The sequence below is a fragment of the Kitasatospora sp. NPDC018619 genome (assembly GCF_044391605.1).
Classification (GTDB): domain Bacteria; phylum Actinomycetota; class Actinomycetes; order Streptomycetales; family Streptomycetaceae; genus Kitasatospora.
Window position 1 is genome coordinate 171,505 of the sequence record NZ_JBISAI010000013.1, and the last position, 17,217, is coordinate 188,721.

Sequence of the window (17,217 nt, forward strand, 5' to 3'; positions counted from 1 at the left end):
ACGGTTGCCACCCCGGCCGCCGACGCCAGCACCAACCATCGAACGAAGGACCGCACGTGGGAATCCGCCTGATCGTCGAGGTGCTGCGACACGCGCCGGAGACGCTGACGCACCGGGAGAAGCTCCTCCTGGTCGTCCTGGCGGAGGACGCGAACGACGACACCCGGCTCACATGGTCCAGCATCGAGGACCCCAAGATCCTCGACGGAGCAAAGGTCAACCGGGCCCAGCTCTACGACGTGATCAAGAAGCTGATCGCCAAAAACACCCTGGCCAAGGTCACCGCCGGGCAGCGCCACGCCGCCGCGAAGTACAAGGTCCTTAACCTCGTTCAGAGTCAGGAAATCCCGGACTCTGAACCCGAACTTCAGAGTCAGGAAATCCCGGACACAGACCACCTTCAGTGTCCGCAAATCCCTGACACAGAGAAGGGGGTCAGTGTCAGCGAATCCCTGACACGGCCCGAGTCTCAGTGTCAGGAAATCCCGGACCTCAGTGTCAGGGAATCCCTGACCCCTACTCCTCTTCTCCTCGAGGTAGATAACTCTCTCTTCCCTCGTGCCACACCTGCACCGCCGCAGGCTGACGAGTTCGACGCGTTCTGGAAGGCCTACCCCCGCAAGGTCGGCAAGGGCGATGCCCGAACCGCCTGGAAGAAGGCCCTGAAACGAGGAGCAGACGCGGCCGCCATCGTCGCGGTGGTCCCCCGGCATGCCGCGTTCTGGCGGACCGCCGGCACCGACCCGAAGTTCATCCCGCACCCGAGCACCTGGCTGAACGGCGAGCGCTACGACGACGAGCTCGCCGACCCCCGCCCCGCCGCGCAGCAGCCCCAGCAGCAGACCTACGCAGACCGAGGGATCTTCTGATGACCACCACCGCCCCGCCGCCCCTCGAGGACGACTTCGAGCGGTCCCGCCCGAACGACGTCGGCGCGGAGCAAGCCTTCCTCGGCCGCGTGCTCCTGGCCGCCGACGGCCGCCGCCTGCTCCGGGACCACCCGATCGCCGCCAGCGACTGGTACCGCCCCGCCCACCAGCTCATCCACGACGCCATGCGGGCCCTCGCCGAGCACGGCCAGCCCATCGACCCGTACACCGTTGCCGACCACCTCCAGACCCAGGGCATCATCGTCCGCGCGGGTGGCCCGTCCTACCTCCACACCTGCATCCAGGCCGCTTCCTACGGCGGCGACGCCGAATGGCTGGCCTGGCACATCCGCGACCTCGCCCAGCGCCGCGCCCTCATCGAGACCGGCCAGCGCATCGCCGACCTCGGCTGGATACCCGAGAGCGACGCCGACGCCGGGGAACTCGCCGAGACCGCCGTCGCCATGGCCCGCGAGGTCCGCGACGCCGGCCGCGCCGCCGAAGACCAACCCGTTGAGGACGTCCACGACTTCCTCGCCCACCCGGACGAGGGCTACGACTGGGTCCTGCCCGGCCTGCTCGAGCACACCGACCGCGTGGTGTGGACGGCGGGCGAAGGCGGAGGCAAGTCGGTGTTGCAGCGGCAGATCGCCGTCACCACCGCGGCCGGGATCCTTCCGTTCGGCGGCGAACCCAACGCCCTCGGCCCGCAGCGGGTCCTGGTGTTGGACTGCGAGAACAGCGCGCGGCAGTCCCGCCGCCATTACCGCGCCCTCATGAACATCGCCGAACGCCAGCGCACCCCCGTCCGCCGCGGCCAACTCCACATCGACCTTCGCCCCGAGGGCGTCGACCTCACCCGCCCCGACGGCCGCGCCTGGCTGATGCGCCGCGTCGAAGCCGTCATGCCCGACCTCCTGATCGTCGGCCCGATCTACCGCCTGCACGCCGGCGACCCCAACTCGGAGGAGCTCGCCCGCAAGGTCACCGTCGTCCTGGACGAGGCCCGGGCGACCGCCGGGTGCGCGCTCTCCCTCGAGGCGCACTCCCCGCAGGGCGGCGCGATGGGCCCGCGCGCCCTCCGCCCCGTCGGCAGCTCGTTGTGGCTGCGCTGGCCGGAGTTCGGCTACGGCCTGCGCCCCGTTGAAGACGAGCGCACCGCCGACGAGGACCGTGGGCGCCGCGTCATCCCCTGGCGCGGCGCCCGCGACGAACGCCAGTGGCCCGCCTTCATCTGCCAGGGCGCCGAGGGCGGCTGGCCCTGGCGCTCCTACCGCCCCATCGACACCGGCATCACCGGCTACTCACCCACCGGAGCCCTCTCGTGACCTTCACCTTCCGCCAGTGGCTCGACCAGCAGGACGTCCCGTCCCGCCTGGACGGCCCGACCGTCGGAACCATCCACGGCCCTAGCTTCCTGCGCCGCCTCGCCGCACAGGTCGACGAGCCCTGGGACAGCCCCTTCACCCTCCTCGCCCACCTCGGCCCCGACGAGGAGTGGCCGGCCGAACTCACCGACGACGCCCGCGAGCACTACAACCGGGCGTTCCGCGAGAGCATCGGCCCCCGCATCGGCCCCGAGCACAGCCCGCTCTTCGAGCGCACCCTCTGGGCCCGCCGCATCGGCCACACCCAGTACCTGTTCAGCGTCTGGCCGGACTGCCTCGAGGTCTGGCGGATCCCCGAGAACACCCCGCCCCGCCGCACCCACACCTTCCCGAAGGAGTCCTGACCATGCCTCTGCCCACCATGACCGGCGTCGGCCGCGTCGTTGCCGATCCCGAGCTCCGCTTCACCCAGAACGGCACCCCGGTCGCCAAGATTCGACTCGTCTTCCAGAACCGTCGTCTCAACTCCCAGACCCAGCAGTGGGAGGACGGCGACACCCTCTGGATCGACGGCACCGCCTGGCAGCAGCTCGCCGAGCACATCACCGAGACCCTCACCCAGGGCATGGAGGTCCTCGTCACCGGCGAACCCCGCACCGAGACCTGGGAGAAGGACGGCCAGAAGCACTCCCGGGTCTCCCTGACGATCCGGTCGATCGGCCCGTCGCTGGCCTACGCCACCGCGAAGGTACAGAAGGCCCAGGGCGGCGGACAGCGCCAGCAGCCCCAGCGGCCCCAGCAGGCCCGCCAGCAGGCCCAGAACGACCCCTGGGCCACGAGCACCGACCCCGGCGTCGAACCCCCGTTCTAGCCCCCTCCAGCCGCCGGGGACGCGTTGTCCCCGGCGGCCTTACCCCCTAGGACCGCCATGACCCGCCGCCTCCGCCGCAGCGACTACAAGGACGACCGCACCGCCCTGTTCGGCGGCCGCGTCGACCACGTCGTCCGCGCCGGCAGCAGCCCCGACATCGTCATCACCGCCTGCGGCAAGATCGGCCGCCGCGCCACCCAACCCACCGGCCGCCCCTGCACCCCCTGCACCCGGCTGCCGTGGACCCTCGACCAGCGCACCTACCAGCCCGCCTCGGAGACCTGATGAGCGCCTACCCGCACCGCCTCCGCCACTACCGCACCCGCACCGTCCACGCCGCCGAGGCCGTCAACCTCGCCACCGGCCGGACCATCCTGATCACCGCCCACGGCGACCACGAGGGCCCCCGAGACGAGCGCATGCCCGACACCGCGACCGTCACCTGCACCTCCGACGCCTGCCAGCTGGCCGTCCTGCCGCCCCTGGGCGCCGCCACCCGCCAGCCCGCCCGCTGACCCACCGCCCGCACAGCGCACCAGGAGATCCCTCATGACCAGCACCGCCCACACCGACCTCACCCACATCGCCGCCCGCTGGCCCGTGCTGCGCGAGCTCCTCGAGGCCTCCACCCCCCGCACCTGGCCGCCGGCCGGACGGATGGCCGACCACCAGCGCACCATCGACGACGCCCTGGACGGCATCGAGGTGGTCGCCCAGCAGGCCGCCGCCGAGCGCGCCGAGCGCACCGCCCTCGCCCCCGGCGAACACCCCGCCCCGCTCCGCGTCGCCGCGCTCGACACCATCCTCGACATCGAAGCCGACCTCCTCGCCCTCGCCGACAGCATCGCCAGCAGCATCCAGCGCCCCGCGTTCACTATCCGCGGCGCCAGCCCCGCCGACACCGTCGCCCGCGACATCGCCCTCATCAGCCTCCACGACGCCCAGGACCCCCGCCGCTGGTCCTGGACCGCCGCCGGCCGCACCGGCCGTCAGGCCGCCACCTGGCTCGCCGCCCGCCTCGGCCCCGCCACCGGACCGTTCCGCGCGCTCACCGGCGTCCAGCTCGACCAGCTCGCCGCCGACGTCGCCGCGATCCGCCGACGCGTCGACCGGCTTCTCGACGGCCGCCCCGCCAACGGCGCCCACGCGACCGGTCGGCAGTGCGAGTGCGGCGGCGAGTTCCAGGTCACCAACGGCCAGGACGACTTCGTTATCGGCTGCCCCAGCTGCGGATCGTCCTGGACGGGCACGGCCCTCCTCAACGGCCTCACCGGCGCCGCCTGAAACCCACCCACCGTGAGGGCGCTCACGCCCGCGCCGAGAGCGCCCTCACCCACCGGAGACCACCACCATGAGCACCCTCACCATCGGCGCCTGGCACACCGCCGAACTCCACGGCATCGCCGGGCCCTGGACCGTCCACGGCCACGCCACCATCTGGAACGTCACCACCACACCCGACGGCACCCAGCACGCCACCATCGAGGTCAGCACCCCCGGCAGCCGCGACCACGACCCCCACTACACCTACGCCACCGGCACCGTGAACACCCTCACCGACGGCCGGATCGGGCTCACGGACGTGATCACCCCCCAACCCGGGCCCACCCGCGTCATCCTCAGCGCGACCCCCGACTGCGTCCTCGGCGACACCGACGCCGACTACCACCGCGCCCGCGCCGTGAGCACCCTCACCGACTGGCAGCCCATCCCCGACGACGACAGCCCCCTCGACGTGAGCGCGCTCCCGTGGCTCGCCCGCGCCGTCCAGCGCGCCCAGAGCGCACGCGACGCCGCAGCCGAACGCGACCGCCTAGTCCGGCGCCTCGACGCCGGCGGAGTCGGACACGACCTCATCGCCCGCACCATCGGCCGCCACCGCTCCCGCGTCGCTCAACTCCGCCGCGCGGCAGCCGCTTGACGTACGCACACCAGATGATCCACACTGGCCCCACGTCCGGCGTGCCCGGACACAACAGCTGACCGAGAGCCCCGCAAGCCACACTGCGGGGCTCTCGGCGTTCCCAGACCAGCGGCCCGCCAACTCCCCCCGTGGCGGGCCGCTCACCAACCGCGGCGGCCCGGACCAGCTGATGCAGTGTCCGGACAGCGCAGGCCCGCACTCCCTGCCCGGGCCGCCGCTACGACTCCGAGGGCGTACCAGCCGACACCCTGCCGTCTGATCGCAGCAGGACCAACCCGGCCACCAGAACCGCCACCCCCAGGATCACCAACTGCCAGCCCCCCACCGACCGGCCGGCCAGATCCACCAGGCAGTCCTCCCGAACACTGCGCGGCGAGAACCCGGAGCCGCACTCGTCCCCAACCGGCCACAGGCCGAACACGAACCCGAGTCCGGCCAACGCGCCGCCGCCGGCAGCGACCGCCCTACCCGTCCTGCTCACCACACACCATCCCCACCATCGACACAGGGCGCCCAACCTACTGCGGAGGCGATCACGTGACCAGACGTCGGGCCTTCGCCATCTGCTCCCAGCCGGGCTGCCCCGAGTACACCGACCGGGGCCGCTGCCCCGACCACCGCCGTGAGGCCGAGCAACGCCGAGGCAGCGCGCGGCAGCGCGGCTACGACCGCGAGCACGAACAGTTCCGCGCAGCCGTCCTCGCCCGCGACCCCGTCTGCGTCCTGTGCCACCGCGCACCCAGCGTCCACGCGGACCACCATCCGTTCAGCCGGCGCGACCTCGTCGCCGCAGGGCAGGACGCCAACGACCCGACGCGCGGCCGCGGCCTCTGCCAGCGCTGCCACAGCAGGGAGACAGCAGTGCATCAGCCCGGAGGATGGGCCGCCGGCCGTCACGGAGGGTGACCATACCCAGGGGGATGACCCCCACGATGATCTTCTTCCGGACCGCCGGGGAGGGCTATCGATGGTCGGGCAGGTTCAAAACTTTCACGGCCGCTCACTGCCGCTTCTCTTCATGACTGTGCGTAGTTGCTTGCTGGAGGTGTCCCATGGCCAGTGGTGGCGCGCGCTCTCGGTCCGGGCCGGCACCGGACCCGTTGGCGCTTCGGCGTGAGCGGGACGTGGGTGAGTGGACGATTCTTCCGGCTGACGGCCGCGTCCTCGAGGTGCCTCGGTGGCCGTTGGAGGACTGCACGGCACGTGAGGACGCTCTGTGGGGCCAGCTCTGGTCGATGCCGCAGTCGCTGATGTGGGAGCGGTACGGTCAGCAGCTCGAGGTCGCGCTGTACGTGCGACGCCTGGCCGAAGCCGAACAGCCCGCGTCACGGGTCAACCTGTCCACGCTGGTGCGGCAGATGGCCGACTCGCTGGGGCTGACGACACCGGGGATGCGGGCGAACCGCTGGCGGATCGCCCAGGACGAGATCGGCGAGCGCCGCCAGGAGCGCGAGCGTACGTCAGCGCGTTCCGGCAGCGTCGCTTCGCCGACCCGAGCACGCTTCAAGGTCGTGACCAGTGGCTCCGGCGAAGGCTGAGCCGCGCGTCATCGACTTCCCGACCCTTGGCATCCTCGCCGCCGACTGGGTGCAGCAGCACTGCGTCATCCCGGACGGCTTCGACGTCGGCAAGCCCTACGTCCTCACCGATGAGCAGGCCTGGTTCTACGTCAAGCACTACCAGCTGAAGCCGACGGCCCGGTGCGGACAGTTGGCGCCGGCGTTCGCCCATCGGCGCTCGCTGCTGGTCAGGCCCCAGAAGTGGGGCAAGGGTCCGCTCACCGCTTCGCAGGTCACCCTCGAGGCGGTCGGGCCGGCGCTGTTCGCTGGCTGGGCCGAGGGCGGGGAGGCGTGGGACTGCCGGGACCACGGTTGCGGCTGCGGCTGGGTGTACGAGTACGAACCCGGCGAGCCCATGGGGAGGCCGTGGCCGACCCCGCTGATCCAGGTCACGGCGTTCTCCGAGGAGCAGACCGGGAACATCTACGACGCGCTGCGGCCCATGATTGAGAAGGGCCCGCTGTCAGAGCTGATCCCCAAGACCGGCGAGGAGTTCATCCGCCTGCCGAACGACGGCCGGATCGACATCGTCACGTCCTCGGCCCAGTCCCGGCTCGGCCAGCGCGTCACGTTCGTACCGCAGGACGAGACGGGGATCTGGACCGAGCAGAACAAGATGGTCAAGGTTGCTGAAACCCAGCGCCGCGGCCTGGCCGGTATGGGCGGCCGCGCCGTCGAGACGACGAACGCATGGGACCCCAGCGAGAACTCGGTGGCCCAGCGAACGTTCGAGTCGAAGGCGCGGGACGTCCACCGCGACTACGTGCGGCCGCCGGCCGAACTGCGCTACGAGGTCAAGGCAGAGCGGCGCCGGATCCACAAGGTCGTCTACGGCGACTCGTGGTGGGTCGACCTGGACGCCATCGAGGCCGAGGCCGCCGAGCTCGCGGAGAAGGACAGCGCACAGGCGGAGCGGTTCTTCGGCAACCGGATCGTGGCGGGGTCCGGCGCATGGCTGCACCGGGATCGGTGGGACTCCCGTGCTCGGCCGCGCCATGTTGCCCCCGGTGCGCGGATCGTGCTCGGTCTGGACGGCTCCGATCTGGACGACTGGACCGGCATCCGCGCCGAGACCCTCGACGGCTACCAGTTCACCCCGACGTACAGCTCGCTGAAGTTGCCGACGGTGTGGAATCCGGCGGAGTGGGGCGGCCAGACGCCGCGCCTGGAAGTCGCTGCCGCCCTCGACGAGCTGATGCACACCTACGACGTCGTTCGCGCGTACATGGACCCGCCGTACTGGGAGACGGAGATCGACGGGTGGGCGGACCAGTACGGGGACCGCGTGGTGCGCTGGTACACCCAGCGGGCCGTGCAGATGCATGCGGCCGCCGAGCGCCTGCGCACCGACGTAGCGAAGGCCGATTCCGGGTTCTGGCACGACGGGTGCGAGACAGCGTCCCAGCACGTTGGGAACGCCCGGCAGGCTGCGAGGCCCGGTGACCGGTACGTACTTCGTAAGGCGTCGGTCCATCAGAAGATCGACGTCGCGATCTGTTCAATCCTCGCCCACGAGGCGGCCGGCGACGCCGTCGCCGCAGGCCTCGCCCGATCCGAACCCGAGAGCACTGTGGTGGTGATGCGCTGATGATGGACCTGGACGCGGTCAGCTGGGTGAAGCGCCTCGCCGAGGCCCACGACCGGCAGCGGACCCAACTGGAGCTGTGGAACGCCTACTACGAGGGCCGGCAGCCGCTCTCCTACATGGCGCCCGAGCTGCTGCAGGAGGTCGACGACCGGCTGCGGCAGGTGGTCATCAACTGGCCGCAGTTGGTCGTCGACTCCCTCGAGGAGCGTCTCGACATCGAGGGGTTCCGGCTGGGCGGCCAGGAGCAGGCGGATCAGGACTTGTGGACGGCCATCTGGCAGCCCAACGACCTGGACGAGGAGTCGCAGCTCGCCCACGTGGACGCGCTGGCGATGCGCCGCTCCTACGTGATCGTCGGCGCCGGTGACAGCCCGGGTGACCCGCCGGTCATCACGGTGGAGAGCCCGCTGCAGGTGTACGCCGAACGGGATCCGCGGACCCGGTGCATCGTGGCGGCGCTGAAACGCTGGCAGGAGCCGCGGATGGACGGCGGCTGCGAGGAGTTCGCGGCCCTCTACCTGCCGGACGTCACCGTGCAGCTGCACAGGGACGGCCCGTCGGGCTCCTGGGCGGAGTCCGAGCGGGACGAGCACCGCCTGGGCGCGGTGCCGGTGGTGGCGCTGGTCAACCGGTCCCGGGTGGCCGACCGGGACGGCGTGAGCGAGCTGGCGGCGATCGTGCCGCTGTCGGACGCCGCATGCAAGATCGCCTCGGACATGATGGTCGGCGCCGAGTTCCACGCCCTGCCGCGCAGGTGGGCCACCGGCCTGGCGGACGACGACTTCAAGGACCCGTCCGGACGCCCGGTCTCGTCCCTGTCGAAGATCATCGGCAGGGTCTGGGCGAGCCGCAACGAGAAGGTCAGCTTCGGGCAGTTCCCCGAGGCCAGCCTCAGCAACTTCCACGAGACGCTCAACTCGCTGGCCCGGATCACCGCGTCCCTGTCCGGTCTGCCGCCGACCTACCTGGGCCTGGCGACGGACAACCCTCCGAGCGCGGACGCGATCCGCGCGGCCGAGTCGAGGCTCGTGAAGCGCGCCGAGCGCCGCCAGCGGGCATTCGGCGGGGCATGGGAGGACGTGATGCGCTTGGCCCTGCTGGTGCGCGACGGCCGGGTGAGCCCGGAGGCGGAACGGATGGAGACGATCTGGCGCGACCCGGCGACGCCGACGTTCGCGCAGCAGGCCGACGCCGTCACCAAACTCTTCGCCGCCGGCCTGCTGCCGCGCGAGATGGCGTGGGAGCGTCTCGGGTTCTCCGCCGGCCAGATCGCGCGCATGCAGGCGATGGAGGACGACGCGCTGACCCGGATGACCGCCGCCGACCTGCACGCCCTGGCCACCGCGCCGCCCGGCCCGCAGCCGGCCGCGCCGGACCACACGGCCGGATGGTCGGCGGACAGCGCCGATGGCTGACGACCGACACGAGGCGATCGTCGCCGCGTACGGGCAGTCCCAGCAGCGGGCCGTCGCCGGGTCGCTGGCCACGGTCGACGCGCTGTGGGCCCAGCTCGCCGCCGACGATCTGACCGGCTCGTGGCTGGCCGGGATCGGCGAGCGGATCCTGCGCGCCGTCATGGCCGGCAAGCTGCTGGCCGCCCTGACCGGGCAGCCCTACGTGGACGCCATGGTGGCCGCCGACGGCCTCGCCCAGGACTACCTGCCGGGCGCCACCCGGGTGAACGCCTCCGCGCTCGCCCGCACCGCGGCCGACGGCCGGGCACTGGACAGCCTGCTGTACCTGCCCGTCATCCGCACCAAGGCGCTGTTGAACGGCGGCCTCACGCTCCAGCAGGCGATGCTCCGGGGCATGCTGGACATGCAGCGCATCGTCGCCTCCGAGGTGGCGGACGCCGGATCCAGCGCGGCCGGAGTCGCCATGGCCGGCAACCGGCGGGTCACCGGCTACGTCCGCCGCGTTCGCGCTGGCGCGTGCGCGCGGTGCGCGATCCTCGCGGGCCGCTGGTACCGGTACGACGCCGGATTCCAGCGGCACAAGCGCTGCCAGTGCTACGGCGTCCCGGCGACCGAGGCACGTCCGGGTGAACGCCTCGATCCGATGCGGTTCTTCAACCGGCTGTCTGCCGCCGAGCAGAACCGCCGCTTCACCCGGGCCGGCGCCCAGGCGATCAGGGACGGCGCCGACATCTACCAGGTCGTGAACGCCCGCAGGAGCGTGACCGTCCTGGACTCCTACGGACGGCGAGTGCTCGCCACACTGGAGGGCACGAGCCGCCGCTCCGGGTTCTACCGGCAGATCCGCGCCGAGACGGAGGCCCGCACCGGGATCCGCTTCGCCCGCGGACCCGCAGACCTGGAGCAGGGGCTGCCCCGTTTCCAGCTCCGCACTCCCCGGCTGATGCCGGAGGAGCTCTACAAGCTCGCCACCGACCGGGACGATCTGATTCGTCTGCTGGTCCGGTTCGGCTATCTCATCTGACCTGCGCGCAACGCCAGGTTGGTCCACCCCCGCAACGGGAGACATCATGCAGCACATCCGCACGCCCTGGTTCGACCTGGGCCGTCACGATGACGACCCGGACCCGGCCACCCCGCCGGCCGCCGGCGAGCCGGGCGACGACGGCACCGCCGCGCTCGGCGACCCCGGGAAGCGCGCGCTCGACGCCATGAAGGCCGAGCGGGCCGCCGCCCGCCAGCAGGCCGCCGCCGAGAAGAAGCGCGCCGACGAACTGGCCGCCAAGGTCGCCGAGTTCGAGGACCGTGACAAGACCGAGCTGGAAAAGGCCACCGCCGCCGCTGAGCAGGCGTCGCGCCGCGCCGAGGCGGCAACCGCCCGGGCCGTGCGCGCCGAGGTGAGGGCCCTGGCCGCCGGGCAGTTCGCCGATCCCGACGACGCCGCGGCCTTCCTCGACCTCGCCACCTACGCCGACAGCTCCGGCGAGATCGACACCAGCACCATCACGGCCGACCTCGCCGCGCTGCTGGAGCGCAAGCCCCACCTCGCCAAGACGGCCGAAGGCCCGCGCGGCCCGCGCCCGGACTCCGCACAGGGACACCGCACGCCGCCTGCCCCCGCTGACTTCACCACCGCCGACCGGCCCACGTTCGCGGCCGAGCTCGCCAAGTACGGGCTGCGGCCCCGCTCGTGATCCACGTGCGTGCCCGCCTGGGCGCCGGCCTCACCCACATCGAGGTGACCGGCCACGAGGACCGCGAGCAGGACGGCCGCGTCTGCGCCGCCGTGTCGGCCATCACCCAGACCGCTCTGCTCGGCCTCGACCAGGTGGCCGCGCAGTACCCGGACCTCGTGTCCGTCGAGATCACCCAGGAGTAGCCCATGCCCACGCTCGCGTCGTGGTTCAGCCTCGGACGGCACGCCGTCCGCCCCCAGCTGCCCGTCCCCATCCAGGCGATCATGCAGAACGGCCTGCTCGACAAGACCTTCCAGGATGCCCTCGTCCCGGAGTTCCTTTTCCCTCGGGTCGCCGACTCGCAGCCCTGGCAGGGCGGCCTCGGTGACACCCGCACCTTCACCCGCAAGGGCCTGCTGGCGACAGCGACCACGCCGATCACCGGCTCGGACACCTCCGCGGCCACCTACGCGGTCGAGCAGTACAGCGTCACCATGGACCAGTACGGGCAGGCCATCGACACCAACATGCTGTACAGCAGCATGACCCTGGCCTCGAAGTTCCTGGCCGACGCACAGACGCTCGCCATCAACGCCGGCCAGTCGATCAACCAGCTCGCCCGCAACAAGATGTACTCCGCGTACGCCGGTGGGCGGACCTGGTGCACCACCGCAGGCGGTTCGGACACATCGATCGTCGTGCAGTCCGTCGCCGGATTCAGCACCGTGCTCGTCAACGGCGTACCCACGCCGGTCTCCGGCGCCAACCCGCTGAACGTCACCATCGCCGGTGTCGCGAACACCGTCACCGGCGTCAACGCCAGCACCAACACCCTGACGCTCGGCACCGCCCGGGCGGACGTGGTCGGTGACGCGGTCGTTGCCTCGACCGCCCCCGTGACGATCCGCGCGACCGGTACCAACACCGCCTACGACCTGACCAGCTCGAACCTCGCGACGTTCGCCATGTTCCGCTCGGCGGTGGCCCGCCTGCGGAAGATGAACGTGCCGACCCTCGGCGGCTACTACGTCGCCCACATCGACCCCGACACCGAAGCTGAATTGTTCTCCGATCCGGATTTCAAGCAGGCCTTGCAGGGGAGGGTCGACAGCCCCGTCTTCCGGGACCTTAGCATCGGCCGGTTCGGCGGCATCGACTGGGTCCGCAACATCGAGTGCCCCACCGTACTCGGCGGCTCGGCCGGCACCCTGACCGTGCACCGGCCGATCGTCATGGGCGCGAGCGCCCTGGTCGCCGCCCCGTTCGAGGGCATGGGCAGCCTGCTGTCCGGCACCGGCGTGGAGGACGTTCCTGACATCCAGATGATCGACGCCGCCCCCGGCGTTCAGGTCGCGCGGATCGTGCGTCCGCCACAGGACCGCCTGCAGCAGGTGCTGTCCACCTCCTGGTCGTACGTCGGCGACTACGGCGTCCCCTCGGACGCGCTGACCGGCGACGCAGCGATGTTCAAGCGGGCCGTGGTCCTGGAGCACGCCTGACCTGCCCGGCGGCCGCCCGTACGGCGGCCGCCCCGACCACGAGGAGACCGCCGTGCGCGTGCGCCTGCTGAGCAAATACCGCCTGTACTGGGACTACGCCGTCCACGAGCTGCGAGAGGGCGCCGAGTACGTCGGCGACTTCGCGCGGCACCTCGCCTCGACCGGTGCGCCGGTCGAGGTCATCGAGCACGACCCCGAGCCCGATCCGGTTCCCGACCAGCCCCCAGCGCCGGCGGCCGGGCCAGGCCCGGACGGCGCGGGGCAGCCCCCGGCGCCGGACGGACTGGACATCGCGGGCACCATCGACACCGTCCTGACCTGGGTCGACGGCGACCCAGGGCGTGCACAGCTCGCCCTGGACGCCGAGCGCGCCAAGGGCGACTCGGCCCGGGCCACCCTCACCACGCGCCTCGACGCGATCCTGTCCACGCCGTGAGCCCGGGAGGTGAGCCGTGGCCGCCCCACCGCTTGCGACCGTGGACGACCTCCAGGCCGCGATGCAGCGCAGTGTCGACCCGACACAGGCCGCGCTCGCGATCCGGCGGGCCTCCGCACAGGTCCGCCGGTACACCCGGCAGACCCTGACGTTCGTCTCCCAGGAGACGATCGTGCTGCCGGGCGGCGAACGGGTCCTGCGGCTGCCGGACCGACCACTCGTCGTCGACGATCAGAACCCGCTCGCGATCGTCGAGTTGGCGGATCTGGGCGGCGTGGAGATCACCTGCCTGGAGAACCGCGACTACCTGCGGCTCGGTGACGAGCTGACCCGCGGGTACCCGTGGTACGCGCCGGGCCGGCTGATGGGATGGCCCCGGCGCAACCTCGGCGTCTGGGCGCCCAGGGTCCGGATCACCTACAGCCACGGTTACCGGGACGTCCCCGACGACATCCTCGACGTCGTCCTCGACCTGGCCACGATGAGCATGACCAACCCGCAGGGGTTGCGGCAGGAGACCATCGACGACTACTCCCGGACGTTCGCGTCCGAGACGATCGGCGGCGCGACCCTGTCCGACGGCCACAAGGAGGCCCTGGCCCCGTACCGGGTGTCGCTGACCTCGGTCAGGCCGTCGTGAGCGGCCCTCTCGACCAGGTCCTCGGTGCCGGCCGGGCCGCCCACCAGCAGCTGATGCTGGACAGCTGCACCATCACCCGCGCCGGCACCCCCGTGCTGGACCGCACGACCAGCGCCCTCACCCCGGGCCCGGCGACCGTGCTGTACACGGGGGCCTGCCGGGTCAAGCCCGAGCGGCTGCCGCGCGACCGCCGCGCCGGCGAGCGCCTCGCCATCACCGCCCGCTACCAGGTCGCGCTGCCGTTCGGGGCGATGACCTCGGCGCGGCTGCAGGTCGGCGACACCCTGACCGTCACCGAGTCCGGCGACACCCGGCTCGTCGGACGCGCCATGGCCGTCATGAGCGTCGACTACGGGTCCACGGCGACCGCCTGGCGGCTGACCGTCGAGGACACCACTTGAGGAGGCCTGCCGTGCCGACCCCCGCCGTGCTGCCGCACATCGACGCCGTCACCGCCGTCCTGACTGCCGCCCAGCTGACCGTCTACCTCGGGGGCGCCCCGCAGGGCGTCGACCCGCCGTACGCGGTCCTCTACCCGAGCCCGGGCACGCCGGTGCGCGCGTCCCTCGCGGACGACCGCGTCGACTGGCGGGGCACCGTGCAGGTCACCTGCGTCGGGAAGACCGCCGAGCAGGCCCTCAACTACAGCGACAGAGTCACCGCGGCCCTGGACGCGCCGCTCGTCGTGGCCGGCCGCACCGGATGGCGGCCCGAGGCCCTCGATGGGCAGCCCGTCGTGCGCGACGACGAGGTGACGCCCCCCGTCTTCTACACCGCCGCCCGCTGGAGGCTGCGGTCCACCCCCAGCTAGGAGCACCCCATGGCTGTGCTGACCGTCCAGGCCATCAAGGCCGGAGGCATCTCGCCGACGTACGCCTCGGCGACGTCCGGCGGCGACAAAGTCCCGCTCACCGCCGCGAACACCTTCCTCCACGTGAAGAACGGGTCCGCGTCCAGCGTGACCGTCACCATCACCACCCAGAACAACAACTACAAGGGCCTGACGGTGCCGGACCGCACGGTGACCGTCGCCGCGTCGGGCGAGCAGATGATCGGCCCCCTCGACCCGGCCCTGTTCGCCGACATCAACCAGCAGGCCTCCATCGGCTACAGCGCATCGGCGTCGGTGACCGTCGCCGCGTTCCGCCTCTGACCAGGAAGGAATCACGAGATCATGGCTGACCTGATCAGCGACGGCAACATCAAGGTCGCGTGGGTGAACTCCATTGCGAACATCCAGTCGCCGACCGTCGGCGAGCTCACCGCGGGCTACGACTGGACGACCCGGCTGACCCCCGACGGGCTGAAGACCGACCCCACCACGGCGGACGTCAACACCTCCTCCCTGGCGAGCACGTTCGAGACCACCGTGCCCGGCCGCAAGGCGTACAGCGCCGAGATCACGTTCAAGCGCGGCACCACCCCGCAGGAGGACCAGCCGTACAACACGCTGGCCTACGGCGTGTCCGGCTACCTCGTCGTGCGCCGCGGCACCCCCTACGCGGGCGCGTTCGCCAGCGGGGACCGCGTCGAGGTCTACCCGGTGACCGCGACCGAGCCTCAGAACATCGCCCCGGCCGCGAACGAGGTCCTCAAGGTCCAGGTCAAGCTGTCCGTGACCTCCGACCCGGCGACGCGGGCGGTCGTGGCCTGATGCCCGACATCAGCCGCCTCCTCGACGGCGCGAGGCCGCGCGAACAGGCGGTGCTGGTGTGCCTGGACGGCGGCGCGGCGGCCGAACTCGGGGCCTTGGAGGATGAGCTCGCCGCCCTCGACGGATGGCAGCCGACTTCGCTCGGTGACACCGATCCGCGCACCGAGCTGGCCGCCCGGGTCGCCGAGCGCCGCTCGGTCCTGGCCGCCGCCAGCGTGGAGTTCCGGTTCCAGGCCCTCGGGCACAGGGCGTTTTCCGCGCTGGTGGCCGCCCACCCGCCGCAGCACGGCAGCAGCGACCTGTACGGGCCGACGTTCCTGCCCGCCCTGCTGGCCGCCTGCTGCACCTCGCCGACGCTCAGCCCGGGCCAGGTCGACCAGCTCCTCGACCGCGTCAACCACGGAACCGCCCAGGAGCTGTTCGCCGCCGCTCTCGCGGTGAACGAGGAGCCCAGCCCGCTCCCTTTCTGACCGGGCGTCTGCGAGACGGGCGCCTGCCGTTCCGGCGCGAAGTCGAGGCCGCCCGCGCCTGGGGCATACCCCGTTCCATCCTGCTCGGCCGGCCGATGCCCGGTCCCGGTGAGCCGCTGTGGCTGCCGGAGGACCGCTGGTGGGCGCTCGCCCTGCTGGAGGTCGAGGCCGAGGCCTGCCGGGACTGCGGACACCCGGTCCACGACACCACGGCCGCGGCCGCCGAGTTCGCGTACGACGCCCAGGTCGTGCGGTGCCACGCGTGCGCGGCCGGCGCCCGGCGCATGGCCGCCGTCCAGGAGGACGGCACCCGCCCGGACGGCCTCCAGGTCAGCATCTACCGGAAGGAGACGCCGAGTTGAGCGTCATCGTCACCGGACTGCAGGAACTCGTCGCCTCGTTCGAGCAGGCGCCGCTGCGTCTGCGCGTGCTCGCCGCGACGGCCGTCGAGGTCACCGCACGCCGGGTCCGCGACGACGCCCGGCAGCGGATCTCCGGACACCGCTACCTGCCCCGCTACCCCCACTCCATCACCTACGACATCAAGGCCACCGCTCGCGGCGTCGAGGCCGAGATCGGCCCGGACAAGGGCCGCCCTCAGGGCCCGCTCGGCAACATCATCGAGTACGGCACCTCGAAGAACGCCCCGCTGCCGCACCTCGGCCCGGCCCTGGACGCCGCCGAGGCGGACGCCGAGCACGGCATCACCACCGCAGTGCGCGACGCGCTGCTCTGACCCCGCGAGGACGCCATGACCACCCGCAAGTCCACACCCGCACCGGCCCGGCTGACGTTCACGCAGATCCGCGAGCGCATCAGCCGGCCCCGCCGGATCGTGGCGCTGACGCTGGACGCCGAGGCCGCCGCCCAGGTCGAGGCTCTGGACGAGCTGTGCGACCGGCTGCGGGCCTCCGGCGCCGAGGACGACCAGCTCGCCCAGGCGACTGCGGCTCTGCGGCAGGCCGAGCAGGACGCCGAGGCCTCCCGGGCCGAGCTCGTGCTGGAGGCGGTCTCGCACCGCGCCTACCAGGAGCTGCGCTCCCAGCACCCGGCCACGCGCGAGCAGATCGACGAAGCCAAGCGCCTCGGGGCCCCGGAGCCGGCGTTCGACGCCGACGAGTTCGCGCCCGCCCTCGTCCACGCCCAGCTCGTCCAGCCGCGACCCGACAACCGGGCCGAGTTCGACCAGTTCTGGGGTGAGCTGTCCGACGGGCAGCTGAGCCGCCTGTGGAACGGCGCGCTCGGCGTGCAGCTGCAGATCACCGACCCGCGGGGGCGCTGACCCCGC

26 protein-coding genes are annotated in these 17,217 nt (G+C 72.0%); all 26 read left to right on the forward strand.

What is annotated here, in order from left to right:
- Nucleotides 1-56: 56 nt before the first annotated feature.
- Nucleotides 57-869: a hypothetical protein gene (locus tag ACH5AR_RS21875; RefSeq protein WP_396303115.1), complete on the forward strand. Its 813-nt coding sequence runs from the start codon at nucleotides 57-59 to the stop codon at nucleotides 867-869.
- A complete protein-coding gene (locus ACH5AR_RS21880; RefSeq protein ID WP_396303116.1) occupies nucleotides 869-2,197 on the forward strand; it encodes an AAA family ATPase in 1,329 nt (442 codons plus the stop codon). The genes ACH5AR_RS21875 and ACH5AR_RS21880 overlap by 1 nt, the downstream gene beginning before the upstream one ends.
- Nucleotides 2,194-2,601: a hypothetical protein gene (locus tag ACH5AR_RS21885; protein ID WP_396303117.1), complete on the forward strand. Its 408-nt coding sequence runs from the start codon at nucleotides 2,194-2,196 to the stop codon at nucleotides 2,599-2,601. The genes ACH5AR_RS21880 and ACH5AR_RS21885 overlap by 4 nt, the downstream gene beginning before the upstream one ends.
- Nucleotides 2,602-2,603: 2 nt before the next feature.
- Nucleotides 2,604-3,068, forward strand: coding sequence for a single-stranded DNA-binding protein (gene ssb, locus ACH5AR_RS21890; RefSeq protein ID WP_396303118.1), 465 nt, complete (start codon nucleotides 2,604-2,606; stop codon nucleotides 3,066-3,068).
- A 57-nt stretch (nucleotides 3,069-3,125) separates the two neighbouring features.
- Entirely contained in the window at nucleotides 3,126-3,353 is a 228-nt protein-coding gene (locus ACH5AR_RS21895) for a hypothetical protein (RefSeq protein ID WP_396303119.1), read from the forward strand.
- Nucleotides 3,353-3,583: a hypothetical protein gene (locus ACH5AR_RS21900; RefSeq protein ID WP_396303120.1), complete on the forward strand. Its 231-nt coding sequence runs from the start codon at nucleotides 3,353-3,355 to the stop codon at nucleotides 3,581-3,583. The genes ACH5AR_RS21895 and ACH5AR_RS21900 overlap by 1 nt, the downstream gene beginning before the upstream one ends.
- A 34-nt stretch (nucleotides 3,584-3,617) precedes the next feature.
- Complete coding sequence (locus ACH5AR_RS21905; RefSeq protein ID WP_396303121.1) at nucleotides 3,618-4,352, forward strand: hypothetical protein; 735 nt, start codon at nucleotides 3,618-3,620, stop codon at nucleotides 4,350-4,352.
- Nucleotides 4,353-4,419: 67 nt separating this feature from the next.
- Nucleotides 4,420-4,989, forward strand: a complete 570-nt coding sequence (locus tag ACH5AR_RS21910; RefSeq protein WP_396303122.1) for a hypothetical protein — start codon at nucleotides 4,420-4,422, stop codon at nucleotides 4,987-4,989.
- Nucleotides 4,990-5,529: 540 nt separating this feature from the next.
- Nucleotides 5,530-5,898, forward strand: coding sequence for a holin (locus tag ACH5AR_RS21915; RefSeq protein ID WP_396303123.1), 369 nt, complete (start codon nucleotides 5,530-5,532; stop codon nucleotides 5,896-5,898).
- A gap of 329 nt (nucleotides 5,899-6,227) precedes the next feature.
- A complete protein-coding gene (locus ACH5AR_RS21920) occupies nucleotides 6,228-6,530 on the forward strand; it encodes a hypothetical protein (protein WP_396303124.1) in 303 nt (100 codons plus the stop codon).
- Nucleotides 6,511-8,139, forward strand: a complete 1,629-nt coding sequence (locus ACH5AR_RS21925; RefSeq protein WP_396303125.1) for a hypothetical protein — start codon at nucleotides 6,511-6,513, stop codon at nucleotides 8,137-8,139. Before ACH5AR_RS21920 ends, ACH5AR_RS21925 begins: the two co-directional genes overlap by 20 nt.
- Nucleotides 8,139-9,554, forward strand: a complete 1,416-nt coding sequence (locus ACH5AR_RS21930; RefSeq protein WP_396303126.1) for a phage portal protein — start codon at nucleotides 8,139-8,141, stop codon at nucleotides 9,552-9,554. The genes ACH5AR_RS21925 and ACH5AR_RS21930 overlap by 1 nt, the downstream gene beginning before the upstream one ends.
- A complete protein-coding gene (locus ACH5AR_RS21935; protein ID WP_396303127.1) occupies nucleotides 9,547-10,578 on the forward strand; it encodes a hypothetical protein in 1,032 nt (343 codons plus the stop codon). The genes ACH5AR_RS21930 and ACH5AR_RS21935 overlap by 8 nt, the downstream gene beginning before the upstream one ends.
- A gap of 46 nt (nucleotides 10,579-10,624) precedes the next feature.
- Nucleotides 10,625-11,248, forward strand: a complete 624-nt coding sequence (locus ACH5AR_RS21940; RefSeq protein ID WP_396303128.1) for a hypothetical protein — start codon at nucleotides 10,625-10,627, stop codon at nucleotides 11,246-11,248.
- A complete protein-coding gene (locus ACH5AR_RS21945; protein ID WP_396303129.1) occupies nucleotides 11,245-11,433 on the forward strand; it encodes a ribosomal-processing cysteine protease Prp in 189 nt (62 codons plus the stop codon). The genes ACH5AR_RS21940 and ACH5AR_RS21945 overlap by 4 nt, the downstream gene beginning before the upstream one ends.
- Before the next feature lie 3 nt (nucleotides 11,434-11,436).
- The gene (locus ACH5AR_RS21950; protein WP_396303130.1) at nucleotides 11,437-12,729 is read left to right on the forward strand and encodes a hypothetical protein; all 1,293 of its coding nucleotides are present in this window, start codon (nucleotides 11,437-11,439) and stop codon (nucleotides 12,727-12,729) included.
- Nucleotides 12,730-12,781: 52 nt separating this feature from the next.
- Nucleotides 12,782-13,165, forward strand: a complete 384-nt coding sequence (locus ACH5AR_RS21955; RefSeq protein ID WP_396303131.1) for a hypothetical protein — start codon at nucleotides 12,782-12,784, stop codon at nucleotides 13,163-13,165.
- 16 nt (nucleotides 13,166-13,181) lie between these two features.
- On the forward strand, nucleotides 13,182-13,805 hold the full coding sequence (locus ACH5AR_RS21960; RefSeq protein ID WP_396303132.1) for a hypothetical protein: 624 nt from the start codon (nucleotides 13,182-13,184) through the stop codon (nucleotides 13,803-13,805).
- Nucleotides 13,802-14,206, forward strand: a complete 405-nt coding sequence (locus tag ACH5AR_RS21965; protein WP_396303133.1) for a DUF6093 family protein — start codon at nucleotides 13,802-13,804, stop codon at nucleotides 14,204-14,206. Before ACH5AR_RS21960 ends, ACH5AR_RS21965 begins: the two co-directional genes overlap by 4 nt.
- A gap of 11 nt (nucleotides 14,207-14,217) precedes the next feature.
- Complete coding sequence (locus ACH5AR_RS21970; RefSeq protein WP_396303134.1) at nucleotides 14,218-14,616, forward strand: hypothetical protein; 399 nt, start codon at nucleotides 14,218-14,220, stop codon at nucleotides 14,614-14,616.
- A 9-nt stretch (nucleotides 14,617-14,625) separates the two neighbouring features.
- On the forward strand, nucleotides 14,626-14,958 hold the full coding sequence (locus ACH5AR_RS21975) for a hypothetical protein (protein ID WP_396303135.1): 333 nt from the start codon (nucleotides 14,626-14,628) through the stop codon (nucleotides 14,956-14,958).
- 21 nt (nucleotides 14,959-14,979) lie between these two features.
- Nucleotides 14,980-15,459 carry a hypothetical protein gene (locus ACH5AR_RS21980; RefSeq protein ID WP_396303136.1) on the forward strand — a complete coding sequence of 160 codons (480 nt, stop codon included), beginning with the start codon at nucleotides 14,980-14,982 and terminating at the stop codon, nucleotides 15,457-15,459.
- Nucleotides 15,459-15,929 (forward strand): hypothetical protein, encoded by a 471-nt coding sequence (locus tag ACH5AR_RS21985; protein ID WP_396303137.1) that lies wholly within the window; start codon nucleotides 15,459-15,461, stop codon nucleotides 15,927-15,929. The genes ACH5AR_RS21980 and ACH5AR_RS21985 overlap by 1 nt, the downstream gene beginning before the upstream one ends.
- A gap of 95 nt (nucleotides 15,930-16,024) precedes the next feature.
- Nucleotides 16,025-16,291 carry a hypothetical protein gene (locus ACH5AR_RS21990; RefSeq protein WP_396303138.1) on the forward strand — a complete coding sequence of 89 codons (267 nt, stop codon included), beginning with the start codon at nucleotides 16,025-16,027 and terminating at the stop codon, nucleotides 16,289-16,291.
- Entirely contained in the window at nucleotides 16,288-16,665 is a 378-nt protein-coding gene (locus ACH5AR_RS21995) for a hypothetical protein (RefSeq protein ID WP_396303139.1), read from the forward strand. The genes ACH5AR_RS21990 and ACH5AR_RS21995 overlap by 4 nt, the downstream gene beginning before the upstream one ends.
- Before the next feature lie 15 nt (nucleotides 16,666-16,680).
- Nucleotides 16,681-17,211 (forward strand): hypothetical protein, encoded by a 531-nt coding sequence (locus tag ACH5AR_RS22000; RefSeq protein WP_396303140.1) that lies wholly within the window; start codon nucleotides 16,681-16,683, stop codon nucleotides 17,209-17,211.
- Nucleotides 17,212-17,217: the final 6 nt, after the last annotated feature.

Bases quoted from the DNA above. Each gene is read 5' to 3' on its own strand.
- ACH5AR_RS21880 (WP_396303116.1), top strand. From the start codon at position 869: ATGACCACCACCGCCCCGCCGCCCCTCGAGGACGACTTCGAGCGGTCC.
- ssb (WP_396303118.1), top strand. From the start codon at position 2,604: ATGCCTCTGCCCACCATGACCGGCGTCGGCCGCGTCGTTGCCGATCCC.
- ACH5AR_RS21895 (WP_396303119.1), top strand. From the start codon at position 3,126: ATGACCCGCCGCCTCCGCCGCAGCGACTACAAGGACGACCGCACCGCC.
- ACH5AR_RS21900 (WP_396303120.1), top strand. From the start codon at position 3,353: ATGAGCGCCTACCCGCACCGCCTCCGCCACTACCGCACCCGCACCGTC.
- ACH5AR_RS21905 (WP_396303121.1), top strand. From the start codon at position 3,618: ATGACCAGCACCGCCCACACCGACCTCACCCACATCGCCGCCCGCTGG.
- ACH5AR_RS21910 (WP_396303122.1), top strand. From the start codon at position 4,420: ATGAGCACCCTCACCATCGGCGCCTGGCACACCGCCGAACTCCACGGC.
- ACH5AR_RS21920 (WP_396303124.1), top strand. From the start codon at position 6,228: ATGCCGCAGTCGCTGATGTGGGAGCGGTACGGTCAGCAGCTCGAGGTC.
- ACH5AR_RS21930 (WP_396303126.1), top strand. From the start codon at position 8,139: ATGATGGACCTGGACGCGGTCAGCTGGGTGAAGCGCCTCGCCGAGGCC.
- ACH5AR_RS21935 (WP_396303127.1), top strand. From the start codon at position 9,547: ATGGCTGACGACCGACACGAGGCGATCGTCGCCGCGTACGGGCAGTCC.
- ACH5AR_RS21940 (WP_396303128.1), top strand. From the start codon at position 10,625: ATGCAGCACATCCGCACGCCCTGGTTCGACCTGGGCCGTCACGATGAC.
- ACH5AR_RS21950 (WP_396303130.1), top strand. From the start codon at position 11,437: ATGCCCACGCTCGCGTCGTGGTTCAGCCTCGGACGGCACGCCGTCCGC.
- ACH5AR_RS21975 (WP_396303135.1), top strand. From the start codon at position 14,626: ATGGCTGTGCTGACCGTCCAGGCCATCAAGGCCGGAGGCATCTCGCCG.
- ACH5AR_RS21980 (WP_396303136.1), top strand. From the start codon at position 14,980: ATGGCTGACCTGATCAGCGACGGCAACATCAAGGTCGCGTGGGTGAAC.
- ACH5AR_RS21985 (WP_396303137.1), top strand. From the start codon at position 15,459: ATGCCCGACATCAGCCGCCTCCTCGACGGCGCGAGGCCGCGCGAACAG.
- ACH5AR_RS21990 (WP_396303138.1), top strand. From the start codon at position 16,025: ATGCCCGGTCCCGGTGAGCCGCTGTGGCTGCCGGAGGACCGCTGGTGG.
- ACH5AR_RS22000 (WP_396303140.1), top strand. From the start codon at position 16,681: ATGACCACCCGCAAGTCCACACCCGCACCGGCCCGGCTGACGTTCACG.